27 protein-coding genes are annotated in these 25,290 nt (G+C 64.7%); 12 read left to right on the top strand and 15 right to left on the bottom strand.

Annotated elements, in window-relative coordinates; all coding sequences use genetic code 11:
- Window positions 1-15: 15 nt before the first annotated feature.
- Both PP1Y_RS20115 and cobS read left to right on the top strand, forming a co-directional pair.
- Window positions 16-735: a helix-turn-helix domain-containing protein gene (locus tag PP1Y_RS20115; RefSeq protein WP_013833856.1), complete on the top strand. Its 720-nt coding sequence runs from the start codon at window positions 16-18 to the stop codon at window positions 733-735.
- Window positions 736-846: 111 nt separating this feature from the next.
- On the top strand, window positions 847-1,839 hold the full coding sequence (cobS, locus tag PP1Y_RS20110; RefSeq protein ID WP_007014988.1) for a cobaltochelatase subunit CobS: 993 nt from the start codon (window positions 847-849) through the stop codon (window positions 1,837-1,839).
- Between the two features lie 25 nt (window positions 1,840-1,864).
- Here cobS and PP1Y_RS20105 read toward each other — a convergent pair whose 3' ends face one another.
- Genes PP1Y_RS20105 through fmt form a run of 3 tightly spaced genes read right to left on the bottom strand, consistent with a single transcriptional unit; the run spans window position 1,865 to window position 4,638 of the window.
- Entirely contained in the window at window positions 1,865-2,977 is a 1,113-nt protein-coding gene (locus PP1Y_RS20105; RefSeq protein WP_013833855.1) for a zinc-binding dehydrogenase, read from the bottom strand.
- Between the two features lies 1 nt (window position 2,978).
- Window positions 2,979-3,725, bottom strand: a complete 747-nt coding sequence (truA, locus tag PP1Y_RS20100; RefSeq protein WP_013833854.1) for a tRNA pseudouridine(38-40) synthase TruA — start codon at window positions 3,723-3,725, stop codon at window positions 2,979-2,981.
- Window positions 3,726-3,729: 4 nt separating this feature from the next.
- Entirely contained in the window at window positions 3,730-4,638 is a 909-nt protein-coding gene (gene fmt / locus PP1Y_RS20095; RefSeq protein WP_041559454.1) for a methionyl-tRNA formyltransferase, read from the bottom strand.
- A gap of 114 nt (window positions 4,639-4,752) precedes the next feature.
- On the opposite strand from fmt, the gene recR reads away from it, so the two are divergent.
- The 3 genes from recR (at window position 4,753) to rmuC (ending at window position 7,652) form a co-directional block, all read left to right on the top strand.
- Window positions 4,753-5,349 (top strand): recombination mediator RecR, encoded by a 597-nt coding sequence (gene recR / locus PP1Y_RS20090; RefSeq protein WP_013833852.1) that lies wholly within the window; start codon window positions 4,753-4,755, stop codon window positions 5,347-5,349.
- A gap of 74 nt (window positions 5,350-5,423) precedes the next feature.
- Complete coding sequence (gene def, locus PP1Y_RS20085) at window positions 5,424-5,993, top strand: peptide deformylase (RefSeq protein WP_007014993.1); 570 nt, start codon at window positions 5,424-5,426, stop codon at window positions 5,991-5,993.
- Between the two features lie 111 nt (window positions 5,994-6,104).
- Complete coding sequence (gene rmuC / locus PP1Y_RS20080) at window positions 6,105-7,652, top strand: DNA recombination protein RmuC (RefSeq protein ID WP_013833851.1); 1,548 nt, start codon at window positions 6,105-6,107, stop codon at window positions 7,650-7,652.
- Window positions 7,653-7,655: 3 nt separating this feature from the next.
- Here the strand turns inward: rmuC and PP1Y_RS20075 are convergent, their stop codons facing one another.
- The 8 genes from PP1Y_RS20075 to PP1Y_RS20040 all read right to left on the bottom strand — a co-directional run bounded on the left by PP1Y_RS20075 (window position 7,656) and on the right by PP1Y_RS20040 (window position 13,444).
- Window positions 7,656-8,066: an META domain-containing protein gene (locus PP1Y_RS20075; RefSeq protein ID WP_013833850.1), complete on the bottom strand. Its 411-nt coding sequence runs from the start codon at window positions 8,064-8,066 to the stop codon at window positions 7,656-7,658.
- Window positions 8,067-8,114: 48 nt separating this feature from the next.
- Complete coding sequence (locus tag PP1Y_RS20070) at window positions 8,115-8,924, bottom strand: RNA methyltransferase (RefSeq protein ID WP_013833849.1); 810 nt, start codon at window positions 8,922-8,924, stop codon at window positions 8,115-8,117.
- A gap of 5 nt (window positions 8,925-8,929) precedes the next feature.
- Entirely contained in the window at window positions 8,930-9,208 is a 279-nt protein-coding gene (locus PP1Y_RS20065; protein ID WP_007014997.1) for an HPr family phosphocarrier protein, read from the bottom strand.
- The gene (locus PP1Y_RS20060) at window positions 9,205-9,609 is read right to left on the bottom strand and encodes a PTS sugar transporter subunit IIA (protein WP_007014998.1); all 405 of its coding nucleotides are present in this window, start codon (window positions 9,607-9,609) and stop codon (window positions 9,205-9,207) included. The genes PP1Y_RS20065 and PP1Y_RS20060 overlap by 4 nt, the downstream gene beginning before the upstream one ends.
- 48 nt (window positions 9,610-9,657) lie before the next feature.
- On the bottom strand, window positions 9,658-10,596 hold the full coding sequence (gene rapZ, locus PP1Y_RS20055; protein ID WP_013833848.1) for an RNase adapter RapZ: 939 nt from the start codon (window positions 10,594-10,596) through the stop codon (window positions 9,658-9,660).
- 70 nt (window positions 10,597-10,666) lie between these two features.
- Entirely contained in the window at window positions 10,667-11,116 is a 450-nt protein-coding gene (locus PP1Y_RS20050) for an HPr kinase/phosphorylase (protein WP_148275023.1), read from the bottom strand.
- The gene (locus tag PP1Y_RS20045) at window positions 11,101-12,678 is read right to left on the bottom strand and encodes a stimulus-sensing domain-containing protein (RefSeq protein WP_013833846.1); all 1,578 of its coding nucleotides are present in this window, start codon (window positions 12,676-12,678) and stop codon (window positions 11,101-11,103) included. The genes PP1Y_RS20050 and PP1Y_RS20045 overlap by 16 nt, the downstream gene beginning before the upstream one ends.
- On the bottom strand, window positions 12,671-13,444 hold the full coding sequence (locus PP1Y_RS20040; protein WP_013833845.1) for a response regulator transcription factor: 774 nt from the start codon (window positions 13,442-13,444) through the stop codon (window positions 12,671-12,673). The genes PP1Y_RS20045 and PP1Y_RS20040 overlap by 8 nt, the downstream gene beginning before the upstream one ends.
- Before the next feature lie 242 nt (window positions 13,445-13,686).
- Here PP1Y_RS20040 and PP1Y_RS20035 point away from each other — a divergent pair, with 242 nt between their 5' ends.
- A complete protein-coding gene (locus PP1Y_RS20035) occupies window positions 13,687-15,288 on the top strand; it encodes a phosphoenolpyruvate carboxykinase (RefSeq protein WP_007015004.1) in 1,602 nt (533 codons plus the stop codon).
- 148 nt (window positions 15,289-15,436) lie between these two features.
- Window positions 15,437-15,790, top strand: coding sequence for a hypothetical protein (locus PP1Y_RS20030; RefSeq protein ID WP_013833844.1), 354 nt, complete (start codon window positions 15,437-15,439; stop codon window positions 15,788-15,790).
- Window positions 15,791-15,956: 166 nt separating this feature from the next.
- Here PP1Y_RS20030 and PP1Y_RS20025 read toward each other — a convergent pair whose 3' ends face one another.
- Window positions 15,957-17,816: a DUF885 family protein gene (locus PP1Y_RS20025; protein WP_013833843.1), complete on the bottom strand. Its 1,860-nt coding sequence runs from the start codon at window positions 17,814-17,816 to the stop codon at window positions 15,957-15,959.
- Window positions 17,817-17,942: 126 nt separating this feature from the next.
- Here PP1Y_RS20025 and PP1Y_RS20020 point away from each other — a divergent pair, with 126 nt between their 5' ends.
- Window positions 17,943-18,155, top strand: a complete 213-nt coding sequence (locus PP1Y_RS20020; RefSeq protein WP_013833842.1) for a hypothetical protein — start codon at window positions 17,943-17,945, stop codon at window positions 18,153-18,155.
- 34 nt (window positions 18,156-18,189) lie between these two features.
- Here PP1Y_RS20020 and PP1Y_RS20015 read toward each other — a convergent pair whose 3' ends face one another.
- Complete coding sequence (locus PP1Y_RS20015; protein ID WP_007015008.1) at window positions 18,190-18,846, bottom strand: alpha/beta hydrolase; 657 nt, start codon at window positions 18,844-18,846, stop codon at window positions 18,190-18,192.
- A 131-nt stretch (window positions 18,847-18,977) separates the two neighbouring features.
- On the opposite strand from PP1Y_RS20015, the gene PP1Y_RS20010 reads away from it, so the two are divergent.
- Genes PP1Y_RS20010 through PP1Y_RS20000 form a run of 3 tightly spaced genes read left to right on the top strand, consistent with a single transcriptional unit; the run spans window position 18,978 to window position 21,437 of the window.
- Window positions 18,978-20,027 carry a cysteine desulfurase family protein gene (locus PP1Y_RS20010; RefSeq protein ID WP_013833841.1) on the top strand — a complete coding sequence of 350 codons (1,050 nt, stop codon included), beginning with the start codon at window positions 18,978-18,980 and terminating at the stop codon, window positions 20,025-20,027.
- A complete protein-coding gene (locus tag PP1Y_RS20005) occupies window positions 20,024-21,103 on the top strand; it encodes a cysteine desulfurase family protein (protein ID WP_013833840.1) in 1,080 nt (359 codons plus the stop codon). The genes PP1Y_RS20010 and PP1Y_RS20005 overlap by 4 nt, the downstream gene beginning before the upstream one ends.
- A gap of 1 nt (window position 21,104) precedes the next feature.
- Window positions 21,105-21,437 (top strand): 2Fe-2S iron-sulfur cluster-binding protein, encoded by a 333-nt coding sequence (locus tag PP1Y_RS20000; RefSeq protein WP_041559453.1) that lies wholly within the window; start codon window positions 21,105-21,107, stop codon window positions 21,435-21,437.
- 21 nt (window positions 21,438-21,458) lie between these two features.
- Here PP1Y_RS20000 and PP1Y_RS19995 read toward each other — a convergent pair whose 3' ends face one another.
- Entirely contained in the window at window positions 21,459-21,998 is a 540-nt protein-coding gene (locus tag PP1Y_RS19995) for a type 1 glutamine amidotransferase domain-containing protein (RefSeq protein ID WP_013833838.1), read from the bottom strand.
- Between the two features lie 275 nt (window positions 21,999-22,273).
- Here PP1Y_RS19995 and parC point away from each other — a divergent pair, with 275 nt between their 5' ends.
- Complete coding sequence (gene parC, locus PP1Y_RS19990) at window positions 22,274-24,565, top strand: DNA topoisomerase IV subunit A (RefSeq protein WP_041559033.1); 2,292 nt, start codon at window positions 22,274-22,276, stop codon at window positions 24,563-24,565.
- Between the two features lie 39 nt (window positions 24,566-24,604).
- Here parC and PP1Y_RS19985 read toward each other — a convergent pair whose 3' ends face one another.
- Window positions 24,605-25,264: a TIGR02281 family clan AA aspartic protease gene (locus tag PP1Y_RS19985; RefSeq protein WP_013833836.1), complete on the bottom strand. Its 660-nt coding sequence runs from the start codon at window positions 25,262-25,264 to the stop codon at window positions 24,605-24,607.
- Window positions 25,265-25,290: the final 26 nt, after the last annotated feature.

Here is a 25,290-nt window from a genome sequence, read left to right as displayed (position 1 = left end):
TTACAAAAAGCAACTATGAAGTTACAAAAAGATACCAAAGGGTCGAAAGTTGCGGTGAGTAGTGACGAGGGACCGCATGGCCGGTGGTACGCCGATGCCTGCGGCGCGGCCTTCGCCATGGAGCTGATCGGCGAGCGCTGGTCCTTGCTGATCGTGCGTGAAATGATGCTGGGCGCCCGCCGCTTCAGCGAACTGCGCCAGGCGCTCCCCAACCTAAGCGCCAAGGTGCTGACCGAGCGGCTGGAGACGCTGCAGGCGAACGGGATTGTCGCCCGATCGTTCCGCAAGCCGCCGGTTTCCGCGCAAGTCTATGGCCTGACCGACTGGGGCAGGGCGCTCGAGCCGGTGTTGCAGGAACTCGGCCGCTGGGCGGTGCGCTCGCCCTTGCACGACCACACACTTCCGTTGACGCCCGTTGCGCTGATGCTTTCCTTGCGCACGATGATCGTTCCGGCCCGGGCGAGCGGGTTGGAGCTGTGGATCGCGTTCAACGTGGGCGAGCAGCACTTTGCAGGGCGTCTGCGTGAGGGTGACCTGGCGATTCACCCCATCGGGGAGGGGATGACTTCGCCCGACCTGCGCTTCACGGCGCCGGATGCGACCGATTTCCTGCCCGTTTTCTACGGCAAGCAAAGCCCTGCCGAAGCCGGGGGCAAGCTGAAGATCGAAGGCGATCCGGCCTTGGCGCAGCGTTTCATCGACCTGTTCGCCTTGCCGCCCAAGTGCGAAGGCTGAGGCGCGGGGGGAGGAAGGGCCAGCTTGCCTCCCGCAAGTCACAGGTCCACCGCTTCAACCCCGTAAAGCTTATTGCGGTGCAGCGCCCGGTCCTTTAGGCGAGGTCACGCAATGACTGACTCCGCGAACATCAAGACCGACCGCCGCGATTCCACGCTGCTTGCCGCTCCCGATATCGAGATCGACGTCCGCGAGACGTTCGGTATCGACATCGACATGAAGGTGCCTGCCTTCTCCAAGGCGGATGAGCGCGTGCCCGATCTCGACGAGACTTACGTCTTCGATCCGGATACCACGCTGGCGATCCTTGCAGGCTTTGCCTACAACCGCCGCGTCATGGTGCAGGGCTATCACGGTACCGGCAAGTCGACCCATATCGAGCAGGTCGCCGCGCGCCTCAACTGGCCGTGCATCCGCATCAACCTCGACGCGCACATCAGCCGCATCGACCTGATCGGCCGCGATGCCATCGTTTTGCGCGACGGGTTGCAGGTCACCGAGTTCCGCGAGGGCCTGTTGCCCTGGGCTCTGCAGCACCCGGTCGCGCTGGTCTTCGACGAGTATGACGCAGGCCGCCCGGACGTCATGTTCGTGATCCAGCGCATCCTCGAGACCGAGGGCAAGCTGACGCTTCTCGACCAGAACCGCGTGATCCGCCCGGACCGCAATTTCCGCCTCTTCGCCACGGCAAACACCGTGGGCCTTGGCGATACCTCGGGCCTTTATCACGGCACCCAGCAGATCAACCAGGGCCAGATGGACCGCTGGAACATGGTCGTGGGCCTCAACTACCTGCCTGAGGACATCGAGGTGGACATCGTCCACAAGAAGGTCCCGAGCATGGACGTGAAGACCATCACCGACATGGTGAAGGTTGCCGACTTCTCGCGCCAGGGCTTCATGAACGGCGATATCTCGACCGTGATGAGCCCGCGTTCAGTGATCACCTGGGCCCAGAACGCCGAGATCTTCAAGGACGTCGGCTTCGCGTTCCGTCTCACGTTCCTCAACAAGTGCGACGAGACCGAACGCGTGATGGTGGCCGAGTACTACCAGCGCGTCTTCGGCACCGACCTTCCCGAAAGCGTCGTGGGCAAGGTCTGACCCTGCCCACGCCCGGCCTGCCCGATCACCCGTTGGGCAGGATCAGGAATTTCTGTCCGGTTCGCCGCGCCGCGTAACGGCACACCGCTTCGCGCGTGAGCATGTCGCCAAGACCGATGCGGTCGCTGAAGCGGCTGGCGAAAGTGGTGTCCAGGCCCTGCATGACGCGAGCGCGCATGCGCCCGGCTACCTGCGGTCCGACTTTGGCGAGGAAATTGGGCAGCAGCCATCCGGCAAGCTCCCAGGCGAAGCCGATGTTGCCGGCAATCGTGGTCGGCCCGGTATCCAGCTTTCCATAGATGTAGACTTTCTTGAACTCGGACGAACCGTAGCGGTTGAATTCGATATTCCTGGCCGCGTCCACTTCCATCGCATTGAGCATGGCGCTGGCCATGGTGCCGCCGCCGATGGGATCGAAGCCGAGGCGTGCACCGGTTTCGGAAACCGCGGCAACGAGCCTGGACATGAAATCGGGCTCTGACGAGTTGACTATGTACTTGGCGCCAAGGTCCTGCAGCAGCTTCACCTGTTCATCGCTGCGCACGATGTTGATGAGGTCGATCCCGTCCTCCTGGCAGATGCGTACCAGCATCTGGCCAAGGTTCGACGCGGCGGCGGCGTGGATCAGGGCGGTGAAGCCTTCGGCCTTCATCGTCTCCACGAAGCCCAGCGCGGTCATCGGATTGACGAAGCTGGAGGCCGCCTGCTCGGCGCTCGTGGCATCGTCAAGGACAATCGCCATCGCGGCATCGCAATAGGCATAGGTGGCATAGGCCGTGCCCGGAACGCAGGCGACGCGTTTGCCCATCAGTGCCTGCGCTGCCGGCTCGTCACCGGCAGCGACGACAGTGCCTGCGCCTTCGCTCCCTGCTGGCAGGTCAAGGCCATGGCGCGCGCTTGCAACCCTGGTGTAGGCCTCGGGCATCTGCGCGACGAGCTTGCCGGGAGAGTAGGTCGCGTTTTCAAGGTCGGCCGCTGCGAAAAGGAGGGCGAGGTCCGAAGGGTTGATCGGCGATGCTTCCATGCGGACCAGAACCTGGCGACCCTTTGGCGCTTCCCAGGTCCGTTCGCGCAATTGCACGGTCAAGGTGCCGTTGGCGTCGAGCCGCGTTGTGAGTTCCGTGCCGGTATGGCTCATGTCATTCTCCAGAATATACGGCCCTTACGAAATAAAGGCCGTCGGGGGGGGCATTCAATCCGAGCGCCTGGCGGTCGCGCGCTTCCAGTGCTTCGCGCACCTGCTCCTCGCGCCAGCGGCCCATTCCGACCATGGCAAGGCAGCCGACCATCGAGCGCACCTGATGGTGCAGGAAGCTGCGCGCCTCGGCCTCGATCAGCACATGCTCGCCTTCGCGCCGTACGTCGAGGCGGTCGAGTGTCTTGAGCGGGCTTTGCGCCTGGCAATGGGCCGAGCGGAAGGTGGTGAAGTCATGACGCCCGACAAGGAACTGTGCGGCGCGATGCATCGCCTGTGCGTCGAGGGGCTTGGCAACTTGCCAGGCTTTGCCGCGCTCGAGCGTGAGCGGCGCGCGGCGGTTGACGATGCGATAGATATAGGCGCGCCCGATGCACGAAAAGCGGGCGTGCCAGTCGTCGGGCACTTCCTCGCAGGCGATCACGGCGATGGGGTCGGGGCGCAGCTTTGCGTTGATCGCTTCCATCAGCCGAAACGGTGTGAACGGCTTTTCGATCTCGACATGGGCCCGCATCGCCAGGGCGTGGACGCCCGCATCGGTGCGTCCGGCCGCGTGCATGATCGCGGTTTCGCCGGTGATCGAATGGACGGCGTCCTCGACGCTCTGCTGCACCGAGGGGCCGTGAGCCTGTCGCTGCAGGCCCATGAACGGGCTGCCGTCGAATTCGAGGGTGAGGGCGTAGCGCGTCATCGGGTCAGGCGATCACGGTTCCGGCCGGGACCGGGCGGCCGCGCAGCAGGTCGGCGGTATCCATCGCGGGCTTGCCGGCGCGCTGGATGCGCATGACCCGGATCGCGCCCGAAGCGCAGGCGATCGTCAAGGTATCGTCGAGCACGGCGCCGGGATTGCCCGATCCTTCGACAACTTGAGCGGAGAGAACCTTGTAGCGCTCGCCCTTCAGCTCGAAAAAGGCGCCGGGGGCTGGCTGGAAGGCGCGCACCTGCCGTTCCACCTGATCTGCATCGGCGGTGAAATCGAGGCGGGCCTCGGCCTTGTCGATCTTCCTGGCGTAAGTCACGCCGTCTTCGGGCTGGGTGACCGGGCGGTGATTGTCCAGCTCGCGCAAGGTGCCGACCATGAGCTGCGCGCCCTTGTCGGCCAGTTCGTCGGTCAGTTCGCCGGCGGTCTTGGCGTCGATGGTGGTGCGCAGGGTCGCCAGCATCGGCCCGGTATCCAGCCCGGCTTCCATCTGCATGATCGTCACGCCCGTCGTCGGATCGCCGGCAAGGATGGCCCGCTGGATCGGCGCGGCGCCGCGCCAGCGCGGCAGGATCGAGGCGTGGATGTTGAGGCAGCCCTTGCGCGGGGCATCGAGGATCGCCTGCGGCAGGAGCAAACCGTAAGCTGCGACGATGGCGACGTCGGCCTGCAGCGCCGCGAACGCGGCTTGCTCTTCCGCGCCTTTCAGCGAAACCGGATGGCGCACTTCGATGCCGCGCACTTCGGCTTCCTTGTGGACCGGGGAGGGGGTCAGTTCCTTGCCGCGACGGCCGCCAGGGCGCGGCGGCTGGGTATAGACGGCCACGACTTCATGCCCCGCCTCCACCAGCGCGACGAGCGCCGGCACTGCGAACTGGGGCGTTCCCATGAAGATGATGCGCAATTCGATTCTCCGCTCGCCTGAGGCCGGAACCTGTCGAAGAGTCGAAGGGCGCGATTGCGCATAAGACATGGTCATGCTTCGACAAGCTCTGCCCGAGCGGTTAGGGAATTGGTCATGGCATCGCAAGAGATCGAGACGCTTACTGCCGCCTTGTCGCGGCTGCCCGGGCTGGGGCCGCGTTCGGCGCGGCGCGCGGTACTCTGGCTGATCAAGCGGCGCGAGACGTCGCTGGTGCAGTTGCTAGAGGCGCTTTCTGCCGTGCGCGATACGCTCGTCGAATGCGATACCTGCGGCAATATCGATACCGCCAACCCTTGCGGGATCTGCGCCGATCCGCGCCGCGATGCCCGTTCGATCTGCGTTGTCGAGGAAGTTGCCGACTTGTGGGCGCTCGACCGTGCGCGCCTGTTCACCGGCAAGTATCACGTGCTGGGCGGGCGGCTCTCCGCGCTCGACGGGGTCCGCCCGGAAGACCTGACGATTGACCGCCTGCTGGCGCGAGTCGCGCAAGGGCAGGTCGACGAAGTGGTGCTGGCGATGAATGCCACGCTGGAAGGCCAGACGACCGCGCACTACATCGCCGAGCGGCTGGAGGCCTATCCGGTGCGCATTACCCAGCTGGCCCACGGGCTCCCGGTGGGCGGTGAACTGGACTATCTCGACGAGGGTACGCTCGCCCAGGCGATCCGGGCGCGCAGGCCGGTCGGCTGAGAAATCGCGAAGAACGCAATTCTGCGCGCATCGTCAATATTGCGAAAATCGCGCTTCGCCCTTATTTGCGATACATGGCTATTCGCGAAATCCTTGAAGTTCCCGACCCGCGCCTGAAGCAGGTCTCCGCGCCCGTCGAAAAGTTCGACGACGAGCTCAAGACGCTTGTCGATGACATGTTCGAGACGATGTACGATGCCCCCGGCATCGGCCTTGCCGCCATTCAGGTCGGCGTGCCGCTGCGCGTGCTGGTCATCGATCTCCAGCCCGAAGATCCCGATGCCGAGCCGGAAGTCTGCACCGCCCACGGCGGCCATGCCCACACGCATCAGCCGACCAAGCGCGAGCCGCGGATCTTCATCAATCCCGAAATCCTCGAACCTTCCGAGGAGCACTCGGTCTATCAGGAAGGCTGTCTCTCGGTTCCCGAGATCTACGCCGAAGTGGAGCGTCCGGCCCGCATACGCGCGCGCTGGCAGGACCTAGAGGGCAATGTCCATGAAGAAGACATGGACGACCTCATGGCCACGTGCCTCCAGCACGAGATGGACCACCTGGAAGGCATCCTGTTCATCGATCACCTCTCGCGCCTGAAGCGCCAGATGGTCCTCAAGAAGCTCGACAAGCTGCGCAAGGCGGCCTGATTGCTGCGGAGCGGTCCGGGCACAGGGCCGCTCCCGCACCTTCCCATCATTCCTGTCGATAGTTCGATGCAGGGTCTGGCGTTCCTGAAACGTTCCGGATAACCTGACGGAATGGAAGGGATCATTTTCGCTATCGTCGCCCTCGTCATCGGGCTGGGGCTGGGCTGGTTCTTCGGTTCGCGGACGGGCGCGCAGTGGCGCGGCCAGTTCGAGACGCGTGACCGTGAGGCGCGCGAGCTGGACGAGAAGTTCCGTGCCGCGATTCGCGATCTGGCGAGTGCCGAAGAGCGCGCCAGCCGCGCCGATGCGCTGGGCGAAGCGCTTGAGCGGACGCGCAGTGAAAATGCCCAGCGCATCGAGCAGTTGCGTGCCGAGGCAGGAGCCGCGCTCGAGCGTGTGCGCAGTGAAGCGACGGCGACGCTCGACAAGGTCCGCTCGGACAATGCCGCGCTTGTCGACGGCCTGCGACGGGAACAGCGCGAACTGGCCTCCGAACTGGCGACCCTGCGCGAAAAGACTGCCAATTTCGACGAGCAGAAGCGCCTTTTGCTCCAGGCGCAGGAAGCCTTGCGCAAGGAATTCGAGAATGCCGGGGCCAAGGTCCTCGAAGGTGCGCAGGAGGCCTTCCTGCGCCGCGCCGGCGCTCGCTTCGAGGAAAGCGAGAAGGCCAATGCCGAACGTATCCGCTCGCTGCTCGAACCGGTTGGCGCGCGCCTCAGGAGCTACGAGGAACAGGTCCAGGTGCTCGAGGCCAAGCGAGTCGATTCGTTCGGCCAGCTCACCGGCCTGATCCAGTCGATGCGCGAAGGGCAGGAGAAAGTGCGCGAGGAAGCCGCAAGGCTCGGCAATTCATTGCGCAATGCCCCCAAGGCGCGCGGGCGCTGGGGCGAGCAACAGCTGCGCAATGTGCTGGAACAGTGCGGCCTGTCCGAACACACCGATTTCATCACCGAGCACTCCATCGAAACCGAGGACGGGCGCCTGCGGCCCGATGCCATCGTCAACATTCCCGGCCACAAGAAGCTGGTGATCGACGCGAAGGTTTCGCTCAATGCCTATCAGGAGGCGTTCGAGGCGCAGGACGACATCGCGCGCGAAGGGGCGCTGCGCCAGCACGTCGCTTCGATGCGCAATCACGTCCAGACGCTCGGCGCGAAAAGCTACCAGAGCCAGTTCGAGGACGCGCCCGACTATGTCGTGATGTTCGTGCCGGGCGAACATTTCGTGGCCGCCGCGCTCGAATACGATCCGGAGCTGTGGGACTTCGCCTTCCGCAACCGCGTGCTGCTGGCAACGCCGACCAACCTCGTCGCCATCGCCCGCACCGTCGCGCAGGTCTGGCGTCAGGACGGTCTGGCCCGCGAGGCGCGAGAGATCGGGCGCATGGGCGGCGAGCTCTACGATCGCCTTGCCGTTGCCGCCGAACACATGAAGCGTGTGGGTGCGGGGCTGGAAAGCGCGGTCAACAACTACAACAAGTTCGTCGGCAGCTTCGAGCGCAACGTGCTGTCCTCGGGCAAGCGCCTGCGCGATAAGCACATCGAGATCGGCAAGCGGGAAATCGAGGACGTACCGCAGGTGGAATCCATGCCGCGCTACGGCGTCGATTCGCTTAAGGAGGATCCGGAGACGCCGTCGCTCCCGGCCGCCGCCGAATAGACGCTATTTCGCAGCCTGCAGGTCGCGGACCAGTTCGGCTGTATGGCCGCTCGACTGGATGATCATCCGGTTCTCGTCCACGGCAAGGCGCGGGGTGGCGACGAGGAGGGCGGTCACGGCCTTTTCCTGCCCCCAGACCGGTTTGCTGCAGGGTATTTCGGACTGGCTGAGCGCTGCGGCGACCAGTCGGTCGTCCTGCATGCTCCACTTGCCTTCCATCAGATTGCAGCCGATCTGGACGCGGATCTTGCTGCCCAGGAAAATGATGCTGGCCGCGTCGGTTGAAGGCCGTTTCCCGTCGATCAGGGCAAAGCGCCAGGCGCTCCCCTTGAGCTGGACGTCGGCCTTGGGACCAGTGCCGCAGGACGCGGCGCCGAGAGACAAGGCCAGAATGAGTGCGGAACGAAGAAGCATCGTCGCAGCACCTTAACGGCCTTTGATGATGCCTTGATGAACCTGTTCTCAGGACCTGTCCAGATGCGCCAGCGCCTCGTAGGCAAGGACTGCACCGGCAACTGCGGCATTGAGGCTGTCGGCCCGTCCGCGCATCGGAATCGTGACCCGCAGGTCGCAGGCTTCCTCGTATTCCCGGGGCAATCCTTGCGACTCGTTGCCGACCATGAGGAAGCACGGGGCGGCGTAAGGGGCCTCGCGATAATCGGCCGGATCGCGCAGCGATGCGGCGACGAGCTGTCCTTCATCCTGACGCAGCCACGCGACGAATTCGTCCCAGCGCGCGATGGCGAGCTTCTGGGTGAAGATCGCCCCCATGCTGGCGCGCACGGCCTCGACCGAGAACGGGTCGGCGCAGTCGTCGATCAGGATCAGCCCGCCTGCGCCGACGGCATCGCCGGTGCGCAGCATCGTGCCGAGATTGCCCGGATCGCGCAGCGCCTGCGCCACCAGCCAGATCGGTGCGGCGCGCCTGTCGACATTGGCGATGCGCGTGTCGAATTCGGCGAAGACCCCAGCGACGGCCTGCGGATTGTCCTTGCCGGTCACCTTGGCAAGGATGTCGACGTCCATCTCGACGATCTCGCCGCCCGCTGCGGCCACGGCGTCTTCAAGAGCGTCGAGCAGCGGGTGCGGATCGCGACCGGTCGCCATGACCAGCATTTCGGGCACTATCCCGCATTCGCGCGCATCGGTCAGCAGGCGCAGTCCTTCGGCAAGGAAGCGTTTCTCCCGCTTGCGGTGCTTCTTCTCGCGCAGGGAGCGCAGGAACTTGACCAGCGGGTTGGAAAATCCGGAAATCGTGCGGCGCGTGGCCACTGGTTTCAATCCTCGCCGAAGCCGTCCCTGACGAGCGAGGCGAGCGTCGAGAGCGCGCCTTCGGCACCTTCACCGGAACAGGCAATTTCGATGGTGTCACCCTTGGCGGCCCCGAGCATCATCAGGCCGAGGATCGATCCGCCCGAAGCTTCCGAGCCGTCCTTGATCACGGTGACGGTGACCGAACCGGGCAGGTCGGCGACGTGGTTCACAAACTTGGCGCTGGCGCGTGCGTGGAGCCCACGCTTGTTGACGATGAGCACCGACTCACGGCAATCGATCATGCATCCTGTCCCAGGTATTCCGAAGCTATCGTTATGTAATTGCGTCCGGCATCGCGCGCAGCGGCCACGGCATCGCGCACCGGCATGCAGGCGCGCGCCTTGGCCAGGCGGATGAGCATGGGCAGGTTGATGCCGGCGATCACTTCGACCTTGCCGGCCTGCATCAGCGAAATGGCGAGGTTCGACGGCGTGCCGCCGAACAGGTCGGTCAGGATGATGACGCCTTCGCCGCTGTCGACGGCCTTGATGGCGTCGGCGATCTCTCCCCGGCGCTTTTCCATGTCGTCATTGGGGCCGATACAGATGGTCTCCACCGCCGGCTGATCGCCGACGACGTGTTCCATGGCGTGAACAAACTCCTCGGCGAGATTGCCGTGAGTGACCAGAATCATACCGATCATGCGGGAAGAGCGCTCCGAAATACCTGCATTCGCCCTTGGGTTTTCCAGTTATCCTTCACGCCGCAGACCTCCTTCCAGAAGATCGGCTGCTCGCGAGCCCAAGTTGCGGTGCAGCAATGTGGGCGAAAATCCATTCTGACGCAAGGCCGCAGCCAACTGTTCGGCAACGAACACCGAACGGTGTCTCCCTCCGGTACACCCAAAGGCTATGTGGGCGTACGCCTTCCCCTGCGCCGCGTAGCGGGGCAGCAGCAAGAGCACCAGATCGCGGATCCGGGTAAATGCTTCCTCGAAGGCGGGGTCCTTGCGGATGTATTCGCCGACCGGCTGATCCTGACCGGTCATCGGGCGCAGGTCGGCATCCCAGTGCGGATTGTTGAGGAAGCGCATGTCGAAGACGAGGTCGGCGACGGGGGGCATTCCGCGTGAAAATCCGAAGCTGGAGACAGTCACCGTCAGTTCGTTCGGCGCGCTCGAGGCGAACTGTTCGCGAATCGTGCGCTGCAGGTCGTTCGAGGTGAAATCGGTCGTGTCGAGCAGGATATCGGCCCAGCGGCGCAGCGGGGTGAGCAGTTCTCGCTCGGCGCGGATGCCGGTTGAAACCGGGGCGTCCGAAGCCAGCGGATGGCGCCGCCGCGTTTCGTTGTAGCGTCGTTCCAGTTCCCGGCCCGAGCAATCGAGGAACAGCGTGGTCAGCTCGATAGTGCCGCTCTTGCCCAGCGCCTGGACCTGGCGAATGATCCGCTGCGGATCGAAGCCGCGGGTGCGGCTGTCGAAACCGATGGCGAGCGGTGCGCCCGGTCCATCGCCGGGGGAAGTCTCGATCAGGCCCTTGAGCAGGCGGATCGGAAAATTGTCGATGATCTCCCAGCCCAGGTCTTCCAGTACGCGCAGCGCCGTCGTCTTGCCGGCACCCAGCATGCCGGTGACAAGGAGAACGCGCTGTTTTGCGACTTCGGGAGCTTCTGTACCGGACTCGACTGTCATCTGCGGCTGTTTGCGCCCGATGATCGCGAAATGAAAGGGGGCGCGCAGCGATCCTGTTGAATGCGCGCTGTCAGAAATGCAGGCCGAAGTGCCTGAGCGCGAGTTCGGCCTTGATCGCCAGGGGACCTCCTTCTGGCCAGATCCGCAAGTGCGGCAGTGCGATCCCGGCGATTTCCAGCGCACCGGCTTCTTCAACAAAACGCGGAGCCTTGGCGTCCAGGGTCAAGGCGAGCGCAAGGGCTACCCCCTCTGTGCAGGGAACCTTCAGGATGCCGAGGTTGCGCACTTCGATGAGGCCCCGGGTGCGGGGATGCGGGCTGGCGATCAGGCGTGAGCCTTCGGCCCGAAGGAGTACCCCGTCATCGCCTACCAGCCGGGCGCCGCGGTCGATCAGTTCCAGCGCGAGGCTGGTCTTGCCGCTGCCCGGCGGTCCCTCGATCAGAACGCCGCGTCCGTCGATCTCGATACAGGTCGCTTGCCGGGTAATCTCTTCGCCGGTCGCCATCATCGGGCCTGCCATGCCGGGAGGGAAATCTCGATGCAGGCGCCACGGCCGCCGTCGGGCCGGTCATTGGCCGCGATACGGCCGAAATGCGCCTCCACGATTGTCCGCGCGATCGCGAGGCCCAGGCCGCTGTGCTTGCCGAACTCTTCGCCGGAAGGGCGCAGTGAATGGAACCGTTCGAAGATGCGTTCGCGCGCGTCCGCGGGAATGCCGGGGCCATGATCGCACACGCTGATCTTCACGCGGTTCTCCTTCGCGCAAAGGGTGACTTCGATGGTGCCGTGTTCGGGAGAGAAGGACACGGCATTGTCGAGCAGGTTCTGCAGCACGCGCTCGAGGCGCGGCGGATCGCCGGCGACGGTGAGCGGGGCAGCCCCTTCGCGGCCGATGACGATAGTGCAGGTGCCGTTGACGCCGCGCTGGTCGCGCTCGGCAACCAGGCCGCGGACCATCTGGCCCATGTCGACGGGTTCGAAGACAGTGCGGCTCAGTTCGGCGTCGATGCGACTGGCATCGGCGATCTCTGTCACAAGGAAATCGATCCGGCGCACGTCGTCCTTGGCGATGCCCAGCAACTGGTTGCGCAAGTCGGGCTTCTCGACGCGGTCGATGCTTTCCAGCGCGCTGCGCAGCGATGTCAGCGGGTTCTTCAGCTCATGCGCGACGTCGGCGGCGAAGCTCTCGACCGCGTCGATGCGCTGGCGCAAGGCCACGCTCATGTCGGAAATGGCGCGCGCGAGCAGGCCGATCTCGTCACGGCGGTCGGGCAGGCGCGGGACCACGACGCTGCGGTCGCGGCCCAGGCGCACGCGCACCGCGGCGCGAACGAGCTTGCGCAGGGGCTCGACGATGGTGCGGGCCAGGAACAGGGAGAGCAGGATCGAGACGGCCAGTGCGGCGCCGACGATGATCGCCAGGGTCTGGCGCGCCATGCGCACGTTCTCGGTGATGTCGCGGGCGTTGCGAGTGATCAACAGGGCCATGCCGGTCCTGCCCACGGGCGTTGCGGCGATGATGACGGGGGTCTGGTCCGGGGCGGCCTTGTGGCCGATCTCGGTCCGCCCATCTGCCAGTGCCGCGGCGATTTCGGGCCATGACCCGGCGCTGCCGTCTGCCGGGTCGCGATAGTCCGGGATCGGCGGGGCCCCGAGCATGAAGTCCATGCCGCGGTCGAGCGCGCGGGCGGCATCCTGCAACCACGGTTCGCTGGCCGGATCGATCAGGCGATAGGAGGGCGGGGCAAGTTCGAAGCTGTCGATCTGCAGCACACCGTCGGCGCCATAGAGACGCAGGCGCAGCGACTGGCTGGTACCGATCCGCCGGATCAGCTTGCGCTGCTTTTCGGGAGTCTCTCCGGCAAGTGCATTGGCGGTGATCTCGGCTTCCGCCTTGGCGAGCCTGTAGCGCTCTGCCAGCAGTTCGCGGCGATAGCTGTCGATGTAGAACAGGCTGCCCGCCAGCAGGGCGAGGGCGATGATGTTCACCGCTAGGATGCGCGCCGTCAGCGAAACGCGCCAGGACAGCCCGAGGCGCGCGGCCAGAGAGGGTTTGCGGCGCTTGGCTGCCGGTTCAGCCATCGGAGAACGAATAGCCGGCGCCGTAGAGTGTATCGATGGCGGCGAATTCGGGATCGACTGCGCGGAACTTGCGGCGCAAGCGCTTGATGTGGCTGTCGATCGTGCGGTCGTCGACGTAGACGTCGTCGCTGTAGGCCGCATCCATGAGCTGGTTGCGGCTTTTCACCACGCCGGGGCGCAGGGCCATGGCTTCCAGGATCAGGAATTCGGTGACGGTGAGCGAGACCGGCTTGTCGTCCCAGTCGACGAGGTGGCGCGCCGGGTCGAGGCGCAGGCGGCCGCGTACGACGGGCTCGGGCAGGTTCTCCGGCACTGCTTCCTCGGGCGTTGCGCGCACCAGTTCGCTGCGGCGCAGAATTGCGCGAATCCGGGCAACCAGCAGGCGCTGGCTGAACGGCTTGGTGATGTAATCGTCCGCGCCGAGGGCGAGGCCGAGGGCCTCGTCGGGTTCCTCGTCTTTCGAGGTAAGGAATATTACGGGTAGGCTCGATTGTTCGCGCAGGGCCTGGAGCAGGTGCAGACCGTCCATGCGCGGCATCTTGATGTCGAAGATGGCGAGATCGGGGGGATTGTCCAGCAAGGCCTTCAGCGCCGTCTCCCCGTCGGTATAGACCCGCGTTGCAAATCCTTCGGCCTGCAGGCTGATAGAGAGCGTTGTCAGGATGTTACGATCGTCGTCGACGAGCGCGATTGACTTCTGCTGCTCGACCTGCGGCTGCGTCTGGCTGTCGCTCTCGGCGCCGTTGGGTGGCGAAGCATCGACCATGGATGCGCTGATCTTGCCCTTGCTGCGAATTTCAAAGGGCTGGTTAGCGGGTCGGGGCGTGCATGACAATCGCCCAGCGGAAATGCTCGCATATCGAGGTAATCCGCCGCATGGCGGTTCCAATTGACGCAGATTTGACGGACAAGGGGGCGTCGATTATGCGCCGGTCGATTCCTTTCAGGAATTGTCGATGCGTCGACCAAATCGCTGCTGGCAGACGCGTCAATTAGGAGGAGAAAACATTGACCGCTTCCCTTAGCTACCCGCTCGCCCGCCAAGGCATCGAGACGGAGGCCGAGATCTTCGCAAACCTGGGCACGGCGCCGCTGGTTGAGCATGCAGTTGGTAACGGGGAGGGGATGCTTTCTGCAGACGGTCCTTTCGTCGTCGCAACCGGCAAGCACACCGGCCGTTCCGCCAAGGACAAGTTCATCGTCAAGGACGCCGAGACGGAGAACACCGTCTGGTGGGGCAAGACCAACGTCCCGATGACGCCTGCGCATTTCGCCGCCCTCAAGGAAGATTTCCTCAAGGCCGTTGCCGGGAAGGACAAGCTCTATGTGGCCGACCTGTTCGGCGGCTCACAGCCCGAGAATCGCGTCAATGTCCGCGTCATCAACGAGTTCGCCTGGCACAACCTGTTCATCCGCACCCTGCTGGTCCGTCCCACCGCAGAAGAGCTGAACGGTTTCGAGCCGGAATACACGATCATCGACCTGCCCAGCTTCCGCGCCGACCCAGAGCGTCACGGCAGCCGCAGTGAAACCGTGATTGCGGTCAACTTCACCGAGAAGCTGATCCTGATCGGCGGCACTGCCTATGCGGGCGAGATGAAGAAGTCGGTCTTCGGCATTCTCAACTACCTGCTGCCGACCAAGGGCGTCATGCCGATGCACTGTTCGGCCAACATCGGTCCCGATGGCGACACCGCCGTGTTCTTCGGCCTGTCGGGCACCGGCAAGACCACGCTTTCGGCCGATGCATCGCGTACCCTGATCGGTGACGACGAACATGGCTGGTCCGATACGGCTGTCTTCAACTTCGAAGGCGGTTGCTATGCCAAGATGATCCGCCTCTCGGCCGAAGCCGAGCCGGAAATCTTCGCAACGACCAAGCGTTTCGGCACCGTGCTTGAAAACGTCGTCATCGATCCGGAAACCCGCCAGATCGACCTCGACGACAACTCGCTGGCCGAGAACAGCCGCGGTTCCTACCCGATCGACTTCATCCCGAACTGTTCCGAGCACAACCTCGGCCCGGTTCCGAAGAACATCATCTTCCTGACCGCCGACGCCTATGGCGTGCTGCCGCCGATTGCGCGTCTCACGCCTGACCAGGCCATGTATCACTTCCTCTCGGGCTATACCGCGCGCGTTGCCGGTACCGAAATCGGCGTGACCGAACCGGAAGCGACCTTCTCGACCTGCTTCGGCGCGCCGTTCATGCCGCGCCATCCTACCGTCTACGGCAACCTCCTCAAGGAGCGCATCGCCAAGGGCGGGGTGAAGTGCTGGCTGGTGAACACCGGCTGGTCGGGCGGCAAGGCCACCATGGAAGGCATCAAGCGCATGCCTATCAAGGCGACCCGCGCCCTGCTCAACGCCGCACTCGACGGCAGCCTCAACAATGCCGAGTTCAAGGAAGATCCCAACTTCGGCTTCGAGGTTCCGGTCGCTGTGCCCGGCGTCGACAGCAAGCTGCTCGATCCGCGCGGTGCCTGGGCCGATGCGGCCGAGTACGACAAGACCGCGCAGACCCTGGTCAAGCAGTTCATCGACAACTTCGAACAGTTCGAAGCCCACGTCGATGAAGGCGTACGCAAGGCGGCGCCCGTCGCTGCCTGACCGGCGCTTGACGGACTGACGTGACAGAGGCCCCGGAACTTCGGTTCCGGGGCCTTTCTCTTTGCGGGCAAGGCATTTTGTCGAGAAGTCCTTGTACCGTCACCGAGATGGGGCATCCTGCCCGGCTCAATAATCTGGAGATCAGCGCATGGGACTTTTCGACGGTATTCTCGGCCAGGTGAGCGAGCACACCGACGTTGCCAACCTCGCAGGCCAGTTGGGCATCGACCCGGCAATGGCCGAGAAGGCGATCGCCGCCCTTGGCATGGCGCATCAGGAACCGGGTGACACGGCGCGGCTGGCCGCCGACAAGACCGGCCTCGATCTCGAAACGATCATGACGATCATCACCGCGATTGGCGGCGAGGGCTCGCTCAGCCAGTTTGCGGGTGAAGTGGCCAAGGACCCGTCGAAGTTTTCCGCCATCTTCGACAGGGACGGTGACGGCAGCGCCATCGACGACCTGACCGACATGGCCAAGGGCTTTTTCGGCAAGAAGTAGAGGCAAAAGCGGGACCCCGAGCGGGGATGACGGTTTGGCTTGGGGCGGCGATTGACTGCCCGACCGTGCCAACATTCTCGTCGTCCCTGCGCTGGCCGGGATCCCGCTCCCATCCGCAGGCGCGCAGCTCCCCCCGAGGGACAAAGCGCGCGCCTCGAAGTCGGACTCAGGCCGGTTTCGCCTTCGCCATGTAATGGTCGATATTGTCCGCGAGCACGTCGAGCGGGACATTGCCGCCATCGACGACGGCCTGGTCGAAATCGCGCAGATCATAGGCATCGCCAAGCGCGGCAAGGGCGCGTTCGCGCTGCCGGTTGATCTCGCTGTGGCCCATCTTGTACCCGCATGCCTGACCCGGCCATGAGCAGTAGCGGTCGACTTCGTTGACTACTTCCTCGCGCTTGTTGCCGTTCTTCTCCATGAAGAATTGCACGGCCTGCTCTCGCGTCCAGCCCTTGGTGTGCAACCCCGTATCCACGACCATGCGGCACGCGCGAAAGGCGATGGACTGCAGGTAGCCGAGGCGGCCGACCGGATCGTCGTCATAGGCGCCCAGTTCGTCGGCCAGTTGCTCGCCATAGAGCGCCCAGCCTTCCGAATAGGCATTGAACGCGAGGATCGAGCGGATCAACGGCAGGCGGTTGGCGTATTCGCCCTGCCAGACATGGCCCGGGATCGCTTCGTGGTGGACGAGCGTGGGCAGGTCGTATTTGCGGTGAAGATCGGTGGTGCGCAAGTTGATCCACATCTTGCCGGGGACCGACCCGTCGATCGAACCCGCGCCGCCGTATGCGGTCGGCGCGCCCGGTTCCTCGGCGAGCGGCAGGCGGCGGACTTCGACATTGCCCGGAACGACCTCGCGAAAGGCGCGCGGCATCTGTGCACGGATCCAGTCGATCCGCTTGCGGATGAAGGCAAGGATCTCGGCGCGGCCGGGCTCGCCGTCGGGGAACATGAAGCGCTTGTCCTTGCCCAGCGCCGCCATGCGCGCGCCGACCGAACCATCGCCGTATCCGAGGGACTTGAGGATCGGGTCCATGCGCGCATGCAACGCAGCCAGTTCCTCAAGCCCGCGTTCATGCACTTCGGCGGGCGGTACGTGCGTGGTGGTGCTGGCGCGCAGTGCCCATGCATAGAACGCTTCGCCGCCCGGTCGCTCGCGCATGCCCGGATCGCCCTTGGCCATGGTGCGCTGTCGCTTGAGTTCGGCCAGCTGGCGTTCGAGTGCGGGAAGGGTTTGCTTCGCGACGATTTCCCTTGCGCGCGCTTCCCAGTTGCCCGGGATCGAGGTGGTGCGGTTGACCAGCGAATGCACCAGGCCGCCGCCGTTGTCGCGCGCGTCGGCGATCGTGCCGGTCATCTGCGCGATGGCGCGATCGAGCAGGAAATCGGGCGGGACCAGTCCTTGCGCCGCCGCGCTCTTCATCCGGTCGAGTTCGCCGTCGAGTTGCTCGTCCATCTGGCCCAGCCGCGCAACGTAGGCTTCCGCATCGGTCTGGGTCCTGATCGTGTGGTCGGCATCGAGGAAGCGCGGCGTGTCGAGATAGGCGCCCACGTTCTGGATCACGACATATGGCGTATTGCGCCAACCGCCGACGGCGACGTCACCATAGGGCAGCGCGAGGCCGTCGAGTGCGGTTCCGTAGGCGCTTCTGACGACGGCAAGGCTGGTCTGGGTGGAGGGATCCAGATCGGCGGTGTCGACTTCTTTGACGCGGGCTAGGTCTTCGCGAAGGGTCTGGGCGAGTCTGGCCTTGCCCGCCGGGGAGCGGTCTTCAAGGCGATAGCGCAGTGCAGCATGTTCGCCTTCATCGACGCCCAGGCTGGTTGCGGCTTCCGGCGCATGTTCGAGGAGGCGCCAGGCGATCCTGTCGAGCAGTGCCGGGGCCTGCGCAGTTCCGGGCTGGCTTGCGGATCTTGCAGCGGCAGGGGGAGGCGGCGTCGAGGCTATCGAGCGGGCACAGCCGGGAAGGGCCAGCGTGGCCGTCCCTGCGGCGAGCAAGTGCAGCGCCGAGCGGCGCGACATCGGGTTGGAATCGTGGGGGTGGCTGAAAACAGGGGGGGTGTTTGTCATGACCGGGAAGTTGGCCGGGGCCATCTGACAAGTCAAACGCGCTCGCGCCGCTATGCCCTCTGCGCTAGAGGGCGTGGCATGGATATCGCGATTTCCCTTCTCGTGTTGACCGCCATCGCCCTCGTCCTGGGCGCCGTCGCCCTGTTTCGCCGCGGCGGCTATCGCAAGCAGGCGGTGCTGATGCTGGTCCTTGCCGCTGTCATGGCGGCCAATGTCGTCATCTGGACCTTGCCCAATTCGGAAGGCCAGTCGCTCGTCACGCAGGCGGACAAGCAAAAGGCGCCGGAGTGATCCGACGCCTTTGCAATTTTACCGCGATGACCGCTTACTTGATCGGGCAGTCCGGCGCGAGGCGCATGTCGAGGTAGTTGTCGACGGCACGCATCAGGTCGCCCATCTCGTTCTCGAAGAAGTGATTGGCGCGCGGAATCTCGTCGTGGTGGATGGTGATGTGCTTCTGGGTGCGCAGCTTGTCGACCAGCTTCTGCACCGCATTCGGGGTGACCACGGTGTCTGCGGTGCCCTGGATGATGATGCCCGAGGCCGGGCAAGGCGCGAGGAAGCTGAAGTCGTACATGTTCGCCGGCGGGGCGACCGAGATGAAGCCGCGAATCTCGGGACGGCGCATCAGCAGCTGCATACCGATCAGCGCGCCGAAGCTGGTGCCCGCGATCCAGGTGGTCGAGGCTTCGGGGTGGATCGACTGTACCCAGTCGAGCGCGGCGGCCGCGTCGGAAAGTTCGCCGATGCCGTTGTCGAAGCTGCCCTGGCTGCGTCCCACGCCGCGGAAGTTGAAGCGCAGGGTCGCGAATCCGCGAGCCACGAAAGTCTTGTACAGGTGCTGCGTGATGCGGTCGTTCATCGTGCCGCCCGCCTGCGGGTGCGGGTGAAGGATCATCGCGACCGGCGCACGCGGGCGCGGCGCGGGCTGGAACCGGCCTTCGAGGCGACCTTCGGGACCGGGGAAGATGACTGCGGGCATATGCGTTCGGGACCTGACCTGTTGAAACTCCCGTCAACGGGCGGCGATCCTGATCGCCTGCCACCTGCGGGAGTGGAAAAGATGAGGTTCGCTATATAGAAACCTTTGCTCTGAAAACAACTTTGCAAGCGATGCCTACAAAACCTCTCTATCTTGACCATGCGGCAACCACGCCGCTCCTGCCTGCCGCGCGCGATGCCTGGCTGGAAGGAGCGGGGATCTGGGCCAACCCTTCCAGCCCGCACAGGCAGGGCCGCGCTGCGCGTTCCGCGCTTGAGGACGCCCGCGCGAAAATCGCAGAGATGCTGGGGTGGACGGGGGAAGTCGTCTTCACATCGGGCGCCAGTGAGGCCATCGCCCTGGCAATCGTGCGCAGCAAGAAGCCGCTTTGCGCAGTCTCTCCCGTCGAGCACGAAGCGGTGCTGCGTCATGCCGGCGCCGCGCGCCGTCTGCCGGTTGACGCATCGGGCCGAGTCGATCTGGATTCGCTGGGCGGCGATGGTCTCGTCGCTATCCAGCAGGTGAACAGTGAAACCGGGGTCATCCAGCCGCTCGACGAGGTCGCTTCGAGGGTTCGTGAGAGCGGGGGCGTCCTTCTTGCCGACTGCGCGCAGGGGGCCGGAAAGTTGCCGCTTCCCGGAGCTGATCTGATTGCGCTCGCGGCGCACAAGTTCGGCGGGCCGATCGGGATTGGGGCGCTGCTGGTGCGCGACTGGGCGATGCTCGAGCCGGTCGGGGGGCAGGAGCGCGGCTATCGCGCCGGGACGGAGAACCTGCCGGGCGTGCTGGCGATGGTCGCGGCTTTGGAAGCCGGTAGCGACTGGGTAGGCGAAGCGCTTCGACTCCGTAACAGGCTGGAAGCGGGGATTGTCGACGCGGGAGGAGAGGCGATCGCGGCCGATGCGACGCGCAGCCCGACGATCGGGGGATATCGCATGCCCGGCAAATCATCGGCCGCGCAGCTCATCCGTTTTGACGCGATGGGAATAGCGGTCTCGGCCGGGAGCGCCTGTTCATCTGGCTCGCTGCGTACCAGCCATGTGCTATCCGCCATGGGGCTGGACGACAAGGCAGCCTCGGAAGTCATCCGCGTGAGCATCGGACGCGAAACGTGTGAAGCGGACATCGACCGGTTCCTGGCGGCATGGCGTGAAATCGCCGGTAAGCGGGCTGCAGCATGATCTATCTCGACTATCAAGCGACGACGCCGCTCGCTCCCGAGGCCCGCGAGGCGATGATGCCCTGGCTTGGCGGGCCGGGGAGCATCGGATTCGCCAATCCGCACAGCCCGCACCGTCCGGGCCGCGCCGCGGCTGCGGCTGTGGAAGTGGCGCGCGAGCAGGTGGCTGCGCTTCTCCCGGCCGGTGGGCGCGTGGTCTTCACCTCGGGCGCGACCGAGGCGCTCAACCTCGCGCTTGCCGGTATCGGACGCCGGCATCTCGCCGTGTCGGCCATCGAGCATGCCGCGGTGCTCGATACGGCCGGTGCACTCGATCCGGCCACGACGATCCTTCCTGTCGACCGCGAGGGAGTGATCGATCCCGCGGTGTCGCTCGGTGAGGGAACCGGTCTTGTTGCTGTGATGCAGGTCAACAACGAGATCGGCACGATCCAGCCAGTCGAGCAGCTTGCCGAGGCTGCCCATGCCGCCGGGGCGCTGTTTCTGTGCGATGCTGTGCAAGGTGCGGGCAAGATCGCTCCGCCTGCCAACGCGGATCTCATCGCGATCTCCGCGCACAAGCTCTACGGCCCCAAGGGCATCGGCGCATTGTGGGTGCGCGACGGGCTGGAACTTGCCCCTTTGATCCATGGCGGCGGGCAGGAGCAGGGATTGCGATCCGGCACGCTCAGTCCGGCCCTGTGTGCCGGTTTCGGGGCGGCGGCGGCCCTGTCGATGGGCCGCATGGAGGAAGACGCGTCTCACGTAGCGCTCCTGTGGGAACGCGCGCGTGCGATCCTGGGCCGCTGGACGCTCAACGGTTCGACCGAACTGCGCTGGCTGGGTAACCTCAACCTGCGCCTGGCCGGGCTCGACGTTACCCGACTAATGTCCGAGTTGCGCCAGGTCGCTTTTTCGGCAGGATCGGCCTGTGCCAGCGGCTCCGGGCGGACCAGTCACGTGCTGAAAGCGATAGGACTTGTCGACAAGGATGCCAAAGCCTCTATCCGTCTCGGATTCGGGAGATATACTGAGGTCAGGGAATTGGAGGATGCCTGCGCACAAATAGATGCCGCAGCGGCGGCGCAGGGAGTCTGAATTGCTGAGCGTTCAATTTGTAACAGCCGACGGAAACAAGCTTACGGTCCAGGCCGAAGCGGGGGCACGCCTTCTCGAGGTGGCGCAGGCAGCGGGGATGCCGCTCGAAGGAACCTGCGAAGGGCAGATGGCCTGTTCCACCTGCCACGTCATCGTGGCACCCGAGTGGTTCGAGAGACTGAAACCTGCCTCGAATGATGAAGAGGACATGCTCGACCTTGCCGCCGGCGTGACGCGGACCAGCCGCCTGTCATGCCAGATCGAACTGACCGAGGCGCTCGACGGCATCGAGTTGCGCATTCCCGGCGTTTCGCACGACATGCAGATCGGCTGATCCGTGAAGAGGCAGGTGGCGTCAGGCTGCTTCGGCCATGGCGTTCACCGCTTCGATCACCGCATTCGCGAAGGCCGGAATATCGTCCGGCTTGCGACTGGTGATGAGATTGCCGTCGACTACCACTTCCTTGTCGACAACCGTTGCCCCGGCATTCGACAGGTCGGTGCGGATCGAGGGCCAGCTGGTGACGGTGCGGCCGGCCAGGCAGTCCGCTTCGGCCAGAAGCCAGGGGCCATGGCAGATCGCCGCTACCGGCTTGCCGCCATCCACGAACGTACGCACGAGATCGACGACCGTGCGGTTCATGCGCAGATTGTCGGGGTTCATCTGGCCGCCGGGCAGGACGATTGCGTCGAACTGGCTGGCGAGCACGTCTTCGATATCGATGTCGACATCCACGCTCTCGCCCCAGTCGGTGTGGTTCCAGCCTTTGATCTGTCCGGATTCCGGACTGGCGACAGTCGTCTCGATGCCGGCCGATTCCAGGGCTTCGCGCGGCTTGAAAAGTTCCGACTGTTCGAAACCGTTGGTCGCGACGATGAGGACCTTCTTGGTCATCGCTAAATCTCCTTGTGGGCTGGGGGGTCGAAGGGCCAACGGGTGAAGAGGGCGCGCAGTTCCCCGAAAGCCAACGGCTCGGCGCGTTCGCGGGGCAGTCCGGAGAACGGCTCCCCCGGTGTGCCCGGCCCATGCAGTTTCGGGCCTCGAGCGACGAACGGCCACGCTCTGGGGCATCGGCAGCTTGAAGGTAATCTGCGGTCAGGTGGCAAGTTATGGAAAACGGGCAAATGCGGCTTTGGACCGCGCTCCGGCACTGCTAGTGCTGGCAAACCATGGTGACTATGACAGAAGACGAATCCGATCCCTTCGACGCCATCGTCGATGCGCCTTTCGACGCCGCTCTGTCCGAGCGTTATCTCGTCTACGCCCTGTCCACGATTACAGCGCGTTCGCTGCCGGATCTCAGGGACGGTCTCAAGCCGGTCCATCGCCGCCTGCTCTGGGCAATGCGCCAGCTCAAGCTCGATCCGGCGAGTGCCTACAAGAAGTCGGCCCGCGTCGTCGGCGATGTCATCGGTAAATACCATCCCCATGGCGATGCCTCGGTCTATGACGCCATGGTCCGCCTCGCGCAGGACTTTTCGCTGCGCTACCCACTGGTCGAGGGGCAGGGCAACTTCGGCAATATCGACGGCGATAACGCGGCGGCCTATCGCTACACCGAAGCGCGCCTGACGCGCACTGCGATCCAGCTCATGTCGGGGCTGGACGAGGGCACGGTCGATTTCGTTCCCACCTATAACGGTGAAGAGAGCGAGCCGGAGATCTTCCCCGGCCTGTTCCCGAACCTGCTGGCCAACGGTGCCACCGGTATCGCGGTGGGCATGGCGACTTCGATTCCGAGCCACAATGTGGCCGAGATCATCGATGCCACCTTGCTCCTGATCGATAACCCCCATGCCGAACACGACCAGCTCATGGAAGTGTTCCATGGCCCGGATTTCGCCACCGGCGGCCTTGTGGTCGATAGTCCCGCAGCGATTTCCCATGCCTATGAAACCGGCAAGGGTGCCTTCCGGATGCGCGGTCGCTTCTCGACCGGCAAGGACGAGGACGACAACTGGGAAGACACGGGAATAGAGAAGCTGGGCAGCGGGCAGTGGCAGCTCGTCATCAGCGAAATTCCCTATATGCTCGCCAAGGGGAAGCTGATCGAGCAGGTCGCGCAGCTCATCGCCGACAAGAAACTGCCGATCCTCGAGGATATCCGCGACGAGAGCGACGAGCAGATCCGCATCGTCTTCGTGCCCAAGAGCCGCAACGTCGATCCCGAGCTGCTGAAGGAGAGCCTCTACAGGCTCACCGACCTCGAATCGAAGTTCAGTCTCAATCTCAACGTGCTGGATTCACACCGGACTCCGGGCGTCATGGGGCTCAAACTGCTGTTGCAGGAGTGGGTCTACAGCCAGATCGACATCCTGCTGCGGCGCACCCGCCACCGCCTCGACAAGATCGCCTCGCGGCTTGAGCTCGTCGAGGGTTACATCATCGCCTATCTCAACCTCGACCGGATCATCGAGATCATCCGGACCGAGGACGAGCCCAAGCCGTTGATGATGGCCGAGTTCAACCTCACCGACCGGCAGGCCGAGGCGATCCTCAACATGCGCCTGCGCTCCTTGCGCAAGCTTGAGGAAATGGAGCTGCGGCAGGAACGCGATGACCTGCTCAAGGAGCAGGAAGATCTGCAGAAGCTGCTCGACAGTCCGGCGCGCCAGCGCACCCGGCTCAAGCGGGACCTGACGACGCTGCGCAAGGACTACGCCGAGACCACGGTGCTCGGTCGCCGCCGCACCACCATCGCGCAGGCGAGGCCCACGGTCGAATTCTCGATGGACGCGATGATCGAGAAGGAGCCGGTGACCGTGATCCTTTCGCAGCGCGGCTGGATCCGTGCGGCGAAAGGCCACGTCGCGCTGGATGGCGACTTCAAGTTCAAGGAAGGCGACGGCCCCGCTTTCGCCTTTCATGCGCAGACGACCGACAAGATCCTCATCGGGGTCGACAACGGCCGCTTCTATACGCTCGGAGCGGACAAGCTGCCCGGCGCACGCGGTTTCGGTGAACCGATCCGCACGATGGTGGACATCGATGCCGATGCCCACATCATCGCTGCCTTCACGCATCGCCCCAAGGCGCAGCTGCTGCTGGCCTCGACCATCGGTCGCGGATTTGCGGCAGAATCCGACGAGATCCTGGCCGAGACGCGCAAGGGACGTGCAGTGATGACGACCAAGCCGGGGGTGAAGCTGGCGGTCGTGCGCGAGATCCCGCCAGAGCACGACCACGTCGCGGTCGTCGGCGAGAACCGCAAGCTGGTGATCTTCAGTCTCGAGGAACTGCCGGTCCTGGCCAAGGGACAGGGCGTGACGCTGCAGCGCTACCGCGACGGCGGCATGTCCGACGTGACGACGCTCAGGCTCGAGGACGGCCTGTCCTGGACGATGGGCGGCGATACGGGGCGCACGCGCACGGAAAAGGAAATGGTGATGTGGAAGGTCGCGCGCGGTGCGGCCGGACGCCTGCCGCCCAACGGCTTCCCGCGCGACAACAAGTTCCAGTAATCCGTCGGCGCCATCGGAGCCGCCCGGGACCGGCTGCGGTCAGGGTCCCGCCGCCGGTTGCGGGTGGTTCGGGACGAGGATCAAGGTCCGGCCCTCGACCCGCCAGCTGGCGAGGCGCGAGAGGAAGTTCATTCCGATCACGTTGGCATCGCCCAGACCCGGCGCGACGACGGTATCGAGATCGCGCGCGACGATGTTGCCGAAGCGGAACTCGCGGATCGTGCCGACCTCTGCGCGAACCACGCCATTGGCCGTGCGCATGGTGATGGCCTGACGGATCGGTTTGGGATCCACGCCCGACAGTCCGGCAGTCTGCGGCGAGATCGCGGTGATCGTCGCGCCGGTATCGACAAGGAAATCATGCGGCACGCCGTTCACTTCGGCCGTAACCCAGAAGTGCCCATCGTCGCTGATCGGCACGCGCGTCTCGTTCCCCTCGACGGATTGGCGGGGCATGCCGAACTGGGGCAGGGCGAAGTCGGTATCGGTGGTGAAGCGAGTGACTTGCGCGATGGTGAGCAGCAGGGCCGCCACGAGGCCAAGATGGCTGACACCGCGCAGCAGCCCGCCCAGCCTGGGGGCGGACCGGCGCAGCATGCCGCCCGCGACCCCGATGAAGATCGCCAGCATTGCCAGCGCCAGCAACGGTTGGGTGGCAAGGTAATCCGTCAGATCGGAAATGTAGGCGGACAATTCCATGTGTAGATCATATCACTTCCCAGCTT

Source organism: Novosphingobium sp. PP1Y (genome assembly GCF_000253255.1).
GTDB lineage: Bacteria > Pseudomonadota > Alphaproteobacteria > Sphingomonadales > Sphingomonadaceae > Novosphingobium.
This window is presented reverse-complemented; position numbering and strand designations above follow the sequence as displayed.

Coding starts and splice junctions, on each gene's coding strand:
- rmuC (WP_013833851.1), top strand. CDS start 6,105: ATGGAAGGGATCATTTTCGCTATCGTCGCCCTCGTCATCGGGCTGGGG.
- PP1Y_RS20015 (WP_007015008.1), bottom strand. CDS start 18,846: ATGCCCGCAGTCATCTTCCCCGGTCCCGAAGGTCGCCTCGAAGGCCGG.
- PP1Y_RS20065 (WP_007014997.1), bottom strand. CDS start 9,208: ATGATCGATTGCCGTGAGTCGGTGCTCATCGTCAACAAGCGTGGGCTC.
- truA (WP_013833854.1), bottom strand. CDS start 3,725: ATGACGCGCTACGCCCTCACCCTCGAATTCGACGGCAGCCCGTTCATG.
- PP1Y_RS20040 (WP_013833845.1), bottom strand. CDS start 13,444: ATGGTCGATGCTTCGCCACCCAACGGCGCCGAGAGCGACAGCCAGACG.
- PP1Y_RS19995 (WP_013833838.1), bottom strand. CDS start 21,998: ATGACCAAGAAGGTCCTCATCGTCGCGACCAACGGTTTCGAACAGTCG.
- recR (WP_013833852.1), top strand. CDS start 4,753: ATGGCATCGCAAGAGATCGAGACGCTTACTGCCGCCTTGTCGCGGCTG.
- PP1Y_RS20115 (WP_013833856.1), top strand. CDS start 16: ATGAAGTTACAAAAAGATACCAAAGGGTCGAAAGTTGCGGTGAGTAGT.
- PP1Y_RS20010 (WP_013833841.1), top strand. CDS start 18,978: ATGCCTACAAAACCTCTCTATCTTGACCATGCGGCAACCACGCCGCTC.
- PP1Y_RS20030 (WP_013833844.1), top strand. CDS start 15,437: ATGGGACTTTTCGACGGTATTCTCGGCCAGGTGAGCGAGCACACCGAC.
- PP1Y_RS20045 (WP_013833846.1), bottom strand. CDS start 12,678: ATGGCTGAACCGGCAGCCAAGCGCCGCAAACCCTCTCTGGCCGCGCGC.
- PP1Y_RS19985 (WP_013833836.1), bottom strand. CDS start 25,264: ATGGAATTGTCCGCCTACATTTCCGATCTGACGGATTACCTTGCCACC.
- PP1Y_RS20020 (WP_013833842.1), top strand. CDS start 17,943: ATGGATATCGCGATTTCCCTTCTCGTGTTGACCGCCATCGCCCTCGTC.
- PP1Y_RS20105 (WP_013833855.1), bottom strand. CDS start 2,977: ATGAGCCATACCGGCACGGAACTCACAACGCGGCTCGACGCCAACGGC.
- PP1Y_RS20050 (WP_148275023.1), bottom strand. CDS start 11,116: ATGGCAGGCCCGATGATGGCGACCGGCGAAGAGATTACCCGGCAAGCG.
- PP1Y_RS20060 (WP_007014998.1), bottom strand. CDS start 9,609: ATGATCGGTATGATTCTGGTCACTCACGGCAATCTCGCCGAGGAGTTT.
- parC (WP_041559033.1), top strand. CDS start 22,274: ATGGTGACTATGACAGAAGACGAATCCGATCCCTTCGACGCCATCGTC.
- PP1Y_RS20075 (WP_013833850.1), bottom strand. CDS start 8,066: ATGCTTCTTCGTTCCGCACTCATTCTGGCCTTGTCTCTCGGCGCCGCG.
- PP1Y_RS20005 (WP_013833840.1), top strand. CDS start 20,024: ATGATCTATCTCGACTATCAAGCGACGACGCCGCTCGCTCCCGAGGCC.
- cobS (WP_007014988.1), top strand. CDS start 847: ATGACTGACTCCGCGAACATCAAGACCGACCGCCGCGATTCCACGCTG.
- def (WP_007014993.1), top strand. CDS start 5,424: ATGGCTATTCGCGAAATCCTTGAAGTTCCCGACCCGCGCCTGAAGCAG.
- PP1Y_RS20025 (WP_013833843.1), bottom strand. CDS start 17,816: ATGTCGCGCCGCTCGGCGCTGCACTTGCTCGCCGCAGGGACGGCCACG.
- rapZ (WP_013833848.1), bottom strand. CDS start 10,596: ATGACAGTCGAGTCCGGTACAGAAGCTCCCGAAGTCGCAAAACAGCGC.